Origin of the sequence: Spiroplasma sp. hy2, assembly GCF_044714365.1 — a bacterium.
GTDB classification, from domain to species: domain Bacteria; phylum Bacillota_I; class Bacilli_A; order Mycoplasmatales; family Mycoplasmataceae; genus Spiroplasma; species Spiroplasma phoeniceum.
This window is the reverse complement of the sequence record NZ_RXFZ02000041.1, coordinates 1-6,499: the sequence shown is the minus strand read 5'-3', so window position 1 is coordinate 6,499 and position 6,499 is coordinate 1. Positions and strand designations below refer to the sequence as shown.

Annotated in this window: 8 protein-coding genes and 7 tRNA genes; 2 read left to right on the top strand and 13 right to left on the bottom strand. The window is 28.7% G+C overall.

The window, feature by feature from the left end:
* Positions 1-177: 177 nt before the first annotated feature.
* Both EHV01_RS02280 and rdgB read right to left on the bottom strand, forming a co-directional pair.
* Complete coding sequence (locus tag EHV01_RS02280; protein ID WP_422066024.1) at positions 178-696, bottom strand: tRNA (cytidine(34)-2'-O)-methyltransferase; 519 nt, start codon at positions 694-696, stop codon at positions 178-180.
* Positions 674-1,288, bottom strand: coding sequence for an RdgB/HAM1 family non-canonical purine NTP pyrophosphatase (gene rdgB / locus EHV01_RS02275; protein WP_422066023.1), 615 nt, complete (start codon positions 1,286-1,288; stop codon positions 674-676). The genes EHV01_RS02280 and rdgB overlap by 23 nt, the downstream gene beginning before the upstream one ends.
* Before the next feature lie 95 nt (positions 1,289-1,383).
* On the opposite strand from rdgB, the gene EHV01_RS02270 reads away from it, so the two are divergent.
* Entirely contained in the window at positions 1,384-2,172 is a 789-nt protein-coding gene (locus EHV01_RS02270; RefSeq protein ID WP_422066022.1) for a phosphotransferase, read from the top strand.
* On the opposite strand, the gene EHV01_RS02265 is transcribed toward EHV01_RS02270, so the two are convergent.
* From EHV01_RS02265 to EHV01_RS02225, 9 genes are all read right to left on the bottom strand, one after another.
* Positions 2,169-2,747 carry a DxFTY motif-containing membrane protein gene (locus tag EHV01_RS02265; protein ID WP_422066021.1) on the bottom strand — a complete coding sequence of 193 codons (579 nt, stop codon included), beginning with the start codon at positions 2,745-2,747 and terminating at the stop codon, positions 2,169-2,171. The two genes, EHV01_RS02270 and EHV01_RS02265, sit on opposite strands and share 4 nt — an antisense overlap.
* Before the next feature lie 78 nt (positions 2,748-2,825).
* Positions 2,826-2,899 (bottom strand) — tRNA-Gly (locus EHV01_RS02260).
* An 86-nt stretch (positions 2,900-2,985) separates the two neighbouring features.
* Positions 2,986-3,072: transfer RNA gene (locus tag EHV01_RS02255), tRNA-Leu, on the bottom strand.
* Positions 3,073-3,088: 16 nt separating this feature from the next.
* A tRNA-Lys gene (locus EHV01_RS02250) sits at positions 3,089-3,164 on the bottom strand.
* Between the two features lie 4 nt (positions 3,165-3,168).
* Positions 3,169-3,243, bottom strand: a tRNA-Gln gene (locus EHV01_RS02245).
* A gap of 15 nt (positions 3,244-3,258) precedes the next feature.
* Positions 3,259-3,342: transfer RNA gene (locus EHV01_RS02240), tRNA-Tyr, on the bottom strand.
* Between the two features lie 6 nt (positions 3,343-3,348).
* Positions 3,349-3,424, bottom strand: a tRNA-Thr gene (locus EHV01_RS02235).
* 12 nt (positions 3,425-3,436) lie between these two features.
* A tRNA-Val gene (locus EHV01_RS02230) sits at positions 3,437-3,512 on the bottom strand.
* Positions 3,513-3,677: 165 nt separating this feature from the next.
* Positions 3,678-4,619 carry a hypothetical protein gene (locus EHV01_RS02225; RefSeq protein WP_422066020.1) on the bottom strand — a complete coding sequence of 314 codons (942 nt, stop codon included), beginning with the start codon at positions 4,617-4,619 and terminating at the stop codon, positions 3,678-3,680.
* A 154-nt stretch (positions 4,620-4,773) separates the two neighbouring features.
* On the opposite strand from EHV01_RS02225, the gene EHV01_RS02220 reads away from it, so the two are divergent.
* The gene (locus tag EHV01_RS02220) at positions 4,774-5,736 is read left to right on the top strand and encodes a GMP reductase (RefSeq protein ID WP_422066019.1); all 963 of its coding nucleotides are present in this window, start codon (positions 4,774-4,776) and stop codon (positions 5,734-5,736) included.
* A 29-nt stretch (positions 5,737-5,765) separates the two neighbouring features.
* Here the strand turns inward: EHV01_RS02220 and rpsU are convergent, their stop codons facing one another.
* Positions 5,766-5,930, bottom strand: coding sequence for a 30S ribosomal protein S21 (rpsU, locus tag EHV01_RS02215; protein ID WP_004028656.1), 165 nt, complete (start codon positions 5,928-5,930; stop codon positions 5,766-5,768).
* A 176-nt stretch (positions 5,931-6,106) separates the two neighbouring features.
* Positions 6,107-6,409 (bottom strand): hypothetical protein, encoded by a 303-nt coding sequence (locus tag EHV01_RS02210; RefSeq protein WP_422066018.1) that lies wholly within the window; start codon positions 6,407-6,409, stop codon positions 6,107-6,109.
* Positions 6,410-6,499 lie beyond the last annotated feature (90 nt).

Here is a 6,499-nt window from a genome sequence, read left to right as displayed (position 1 = left end):
TTAWATTTTTAAATAAAAGACATAATTAATTAAAATTATAATTTGCTATTAGTATCTTTTTAAAAATATTTACAATTATTTTAATAGGTTATGCAAGAAGTCTATTCTTTATCATCCTTTCTAAAAACAATCAATATAACTCAATACTAAAAAAATTCACAAAAAGCATTGTTATTTTTATTTTAAAAAATCAGCCCCTTTTTGAATTTCAACTTTTGATAAACCAGGATAATCTCATTGCCGCATAATTTCATAACCGACAATCCCAACTGTATTAGCAACATTTAAACTACGGACTTTTTCTGACATTGGAATACGAAAAGTTCGTGATAAATGTTCTTTCAAAATTGTTGTTGGAATACCAGTTGATTCACGCCCAAATAAAATAAAAACTTTTTCTTCCTTTGTAAAATCAATTGCACTATGTGGTTGTTGTGCATAACGAGTTGCACAATATAATTTAAGATTTGGATTTAATTGTGAAAAATGATTTCAATCATTATATGTTTCATAATCAGCAAACTCAACATAATTTGCACTACTGCGAGCAATAAATCGTTCATCAAAAATAAATCCAAATGGTTCAATTAAATGTAACTTAGCATTAATTGCAACACAAGTTCGCATAATGGCTCCAACATTTTGTGCAATTTCTGGTTCAAATAAAATAATGTTAATTTTTTTTGTTGTCTTCATCTTTTCCTCCTAGTCATCATTTTTTAAACATTTGAAAAGCCTTTGAACGATGCGAATACTTATTTTTCTCTTCTACAGTTAATTCAGCATAAGTTTGACCAATTTCTGGTAAGAAAAAAATTGCATCATAACCAAAAACATTATTACCAACTGGTTTTTCAGTAATAAGACCTTTTGTTATTCCTCGAAAATACCTTGTTTCGTTTGTACTTGGATTAATATAACATAAAACACAAACTGCCTGTGCATCACGTTCTTCTAGTGAACGACATTTTTCAATTAATAAATTATTAATAATATTATTATCCGTAATTGCTTCTGCTCAACGGCGAGTATTAACACCAGGAAAATTTCCTAAACCAATAATTTCTAATCCAGAATCATCCGCTAATACTGGCTTATTTAACATTTTGCTTAAATAATCAGCTTTTAAAAATGCATTTTCTTCAAAGGTTGTTCCTGTTTCAGGAATTTCAGGCACAGGTACTATTAAATCTAACAATGATTTAACAATTATATTAATACCTTCAAACATTTCTTTAAATTCTCGTACTTTGTTATTATTACTAGTAGCAATTCAAATTTCATTCATTTTTTATTTCCCCGCTTTTCTTAACTATATATATTGTATAATAAATTGTATAATAAAATTAATAATATATAACAGACAGAATGGAAGTCAGAAATATGATGAAATACCAAATTAAAGCAAAATTAAATTTAGGTATTACTAACCAAAATTATCAAAGTATTGATAATCTTTTTATCCGTTATAGTAATCCTTTTACTAATTTATTCATTGATCATCAAAATGAAATTTTTGTTTTAGAACAAATTAAAAATGCCAATTTAACATTACCAATTGTAGATTATGGCTATAATGGTGATCATTTCTTTTTGGTTACACCATACTACCCAACTTTACAATCACTTAGTACGGTTAAACTTACAAACCAAGTCTTAAACCAAGTTGCTACAATAATTAAACAATTATGAGAAACTAAAATTAATCCAAATAATCAAATTAAAACATTTAATCCTAAGCAATTTTTAATAACATTAAAAACAGCAATTTGTAAACAATTGGTAAATTTAGCTCCATATGAAGAGAAACTTGATTATTTAAAATTGCAACCAACAGAACTTGTTTTATGCCATAATGACTTAAATCATGGTAATTTAGTTTTTTTAAACCAAAAGCTTTATTTAATTGATTTTGAATATGCTATGCTAAATGATAAATTTTTTGATATTGCTTCATTTGCTTCTGAAACATTAACAACAAAAGCTGAACGAACTTATTGATTTAATCTTTTTAATTTAACATCACAACAACAAGAAAAAGTAGTAGCATGAATGTATTACCAAAACATTCTATGAATTTACTGAGCTAATTACATGTATGAACAGACAAAACAAAAAATTTTCTTAACAATTATTGATTTAAAATTAACTAATTTACAAAAAAATAATTAAGATTCTTTCTTTGTTACTGATGAATCAACTGGTGAATTATTGTTTTCTTTTTTATTAATAACTGGTGGCTCTGATTGTTTCTTACTTTTTTTTATTTGAAAATATCCACGAAGATTACGCATTCATACGGTCATAAATGTACCAACAAAAATAGCAATTAAGAGAAAAAGAAATGATACTAAGCAACGATATAAAATCTTATCTCATCCTCATCAATATCCAGTTAAATAAATTCCATATAACATTCAAGATAATGCAATAGTATAGGTAAACTGGTCAGCTTGATGAAAATGAAAATAAAACCCTAAACAAGTTAATAAAAAAACACTAAAAACCATTGTTAAATTAAAACCAATTCCAATGCCAACATCATAATGGTAGGCAAAACTTAAGTCAGGCGAAGTTAAAAAAAACAATAATAAAAATGGTCCTACAGCTTCAATGATTAAAAATAGAAGACTTTTTCAAAATGCTGTGCGTGAAGCATGAAATTCTAAATCATGTTGCATTTCTGGTGGTAAATGTTCTCAATTACTAGTAGACTTTTTTTTATTATCATTTTTAATGACTTTCATAACAATCACTAACTCCTCTTTTGCCTCTTGTCTTTTTATTTTAACATAAAAAAATTGTTAAACTAACAATTAATATCATGGAGCAGGTGAAGGGAATCGAACCCTCACAGTCAGCTTGGAAGGCTGAAGTTCTACCATTAAACTACACCTGCATTTTAACTTTAAATTTTATCCTAAACTACAGTAATATATATACCACTGTCTTTACATAATGTCAATTTTTTTTAAATAAAATAAATGGTACCCGAGACCGGACTTGAACCGGTACAGTTGTAAAACCGACGGATTTTAAGTCCGTTGCGTCTACCTATTCCGCCACTCGGGCATATATTTTTTATAAATGGTCTCCTGTAAAGGACTTGAACCTTTGACCCACTGGTTAAAAGCCAGTTGCTCTACCAACTGAGCTAACAAGAGACAATGGCTGGGCTAGCTGGATTTGAACCAGCGCATGAAGGAGTCAAAGTCCTTTGCCTTACCGCTTGGCTATAGCCCAAAATATACATAAAGATGGTGGAGGGGGAGGGATTCGAACCCCCGAACCCGAAGGAGCTGAGTTACAGTCAGACGTGTTTGGCCACTTCACTACCCCTCCAAAAAATGGTGCTGGCTAGAAGAATCGAACTCCCAACCTACTGATTACAAGTCAGTTGCTCTACCTATTGAGCTAAGCCAGCAGGAATCATTAATGGTCGGGTGTAACGGACTTGAACCGCTGACCACCTGCTTGTAAGGCAGGCGCTCTCCCAACTGACCTAACACCCGATGACACAATATAAGTATTGTGTTGAAACCTTTTTAATTTTATATAAAACAATAATTTTTGTCAATTAAAATATTATTAATTTTATTTTTTTAAGAAGATTATATTATCTAAAATCACTAATAAAAATGGATTTTAATATTATAAAATCCATTTTAAAAATCTTATTAATAACGACGTTGCATATGGTCAGATGATTTATATTGTGGAATGTTAATCATATAACCATCTTCACGACATCATAATCCTTTAATTACTTTTGTAATTAGATAAATCATAAAGATTGTTCCAATTAATGTTGCAGTAAAATTTAAAATATTAGCGAAAATTGCTAGTCCATTTTGTCCTTTTTGGAAGATACGGCCAAATGCTTCAATTAGTTTTAATAACGCCGTAATAATTTGGATCACTAACATTATTGTTACTAAAATAGTATAAACAGTTGAAACGAAACGTAATCATTTTCCATAAGAAGTTTCAGCCATCATATTAGCAACAACTTTATTACTATAAAAGCCAGAGACAAAAATTAAACTTAAAACACTAACAACAACTAAAACTCCCATCATAATGGCAAAATTTTGTTTTGAGTCTCTAACTCAAGTTTTATCTGTTGCCTTGTTATAAAAAATCATAATTGCAACAATACTAGCAAGAGCTGATACTAATCAAGCAGTCCCTAAATAACGGACAATAACAACGCGAGCATTTTTTGTTGCTTTAACATCAGTATCTGGTAATCATGTTAATGCAAATGGTGCAAAAAAACCACCAATTGATAACGATAATACCGCTAAACTTCATTTGTTTGCACATAATTCGGCATCAGTACTGCTAATTGCATAACGAATCAATCCAATATTATAAATTATTGTTGTGAAAAATGAAAAAATCGCTACTAGTAAAAGTACAACTTTAACACTTGTTAAATCAGCATATGAATTCATTAATCAAGTATTTGCAGCGTTGATATCACCAGGAAAAGTCCCATTGTTATATCGGCCTAAGTAATAAAAGTAAGCCCCTCCTGCTATTGCCATTCCCGCAATACCCACAATACTTGATAACACAATTCAAAATCTAGTAAAACCAAAATTTCTTGTCATCATTTGTATAATCACTATTCCTTTTTACAATTACATAATTAATTATATGCTGGTTTTAATATGATTACAAGATATTTTTTTATTCTTTTTTAAAAAGAAAACTCGGGTTTTTCCCTTATTTTATGGTACATTTAATAAGTGAGGTAAAATTAAAAAAATGAAAGCATTTGATTATGAAGACATTCAATTAATTCCAGAATTATGTGTTGTTAATTCTCGAAAAGAATGTGATACAACCGTTAAATTAGGAAAACATACTTTTAATTTACCTGTCGTACCTTCAAATATGGCAACGGTAGTGAATGAAGAATTATGTGAAAAATTAGCAGAAAAAAAATATTTTTACATTATGCATCGTTTTAACGTAAATCAAGTTAAGTTTATTAAACATATGAAAAGTAAAAACTTGGTTACATCAATTTCAGTTGGTGTTAAACCAGATGATTTTGCACTAATTGAAACATTAAAAAAAGAACAATTAGTACCTGACTATATCACAATAGATATTGCTCACGGTCATGCTTTTAGTGTAAAAAAAATGATTGAACATATTCGCAGCCATTTAGGTCATGAAACATTTATTATTGCAGGTAATGTTGGAACACCAAAAGCTGTTCGTGATTTAGAACAATGAGGCGCTGATGCAACAAAAGTTGGCATTGGACCCGGAAAAGTCTGTATTACTAAATTAAAGACTGGTTTTGGTAATGGTGGATGACAATTATCGGCTGTTAAATGATGTAGTAAAGGTAGTTCAAAACCAATTATTGCAGATGGTGGATTACGAGTTAACGGTGATATTGCGAAATCAATTCGAATGGGCGCAACAATATGCATGATTGGTAGTTTATTTGCTGCGCACCAAGAATCATCTGGAAAACAAGTTGAAAATAATGGTATTAAATATAAAGAATATTTTGGATCAGCAAGTGAATATAATAAAGGTGAAAAACGTTATGTTGAAGGTAAAAAAGAGTTAATTGAAATTCGTGGCAGCATTTTTGAAACATTACGTGAAATGACAGAAGATTTACAATCATCAATTTCATATGCTGGTGGCAAAGATCTTTCGGCCATTAAAAAAGTTGATTATGTAATTTTAAAAGATAGTAATTTTTAAAAAAAATCCCATTTTAAATGGGATTTTTTTTAACGAAAACTACGTGATTGTTCTTGTTTATAACGTCTTTTTTCTTTTTTGCTCATTCAGTGTTCACGTTTTCGGGCTTCTTTTCTTTTAACTGAAGAAACCTTGTTAAATCGTTTTAACGCTTTGTCTAGCGGTTCTCCTGCTTTGACAACAACAGTAGCCATAATATTTCAACTCCTAAAACTATATAAATTAACAATATCATCTTATCATACTTTTTTTAACAAAACAAACTTTTCTGATTTTATGTATGCATAAAATTAAAATATTTATTGGAATATAAATATTTTAATTAATTTCTTTAAATTTCCTACCATATCTTAAACTTAATACCATATTTTTATTCTTTTTTAACCTTTGTTAAAATTTCATAATTATTATTCCCGATTGTTAATTTTTCTTGGACAACTGTTTTAATTTTTCGCGATAAAAAAAGAAATCCTGCCATTGCTTTTTCATAATCTGTTATAACAACTTCTGAAAAAAGACCTTTTTCAAGGCAAAGTGCTTTTATTTTATATGATGTTCATATCCTTTGACATAAATTTGGAATTAATGTTATTAAATCTGAAACAGATAACATAACATTAAAATTATGATTAAGATATTGTTGAAAGATATTTTGACAATAGACTTCTTGCATAACCTAGTTATTTTAAAATTCCTATAAAATATATTTAAAATAGAAATTATAGGAATCTAAAATTATGAAATTTGATAAATTTGATTTTAT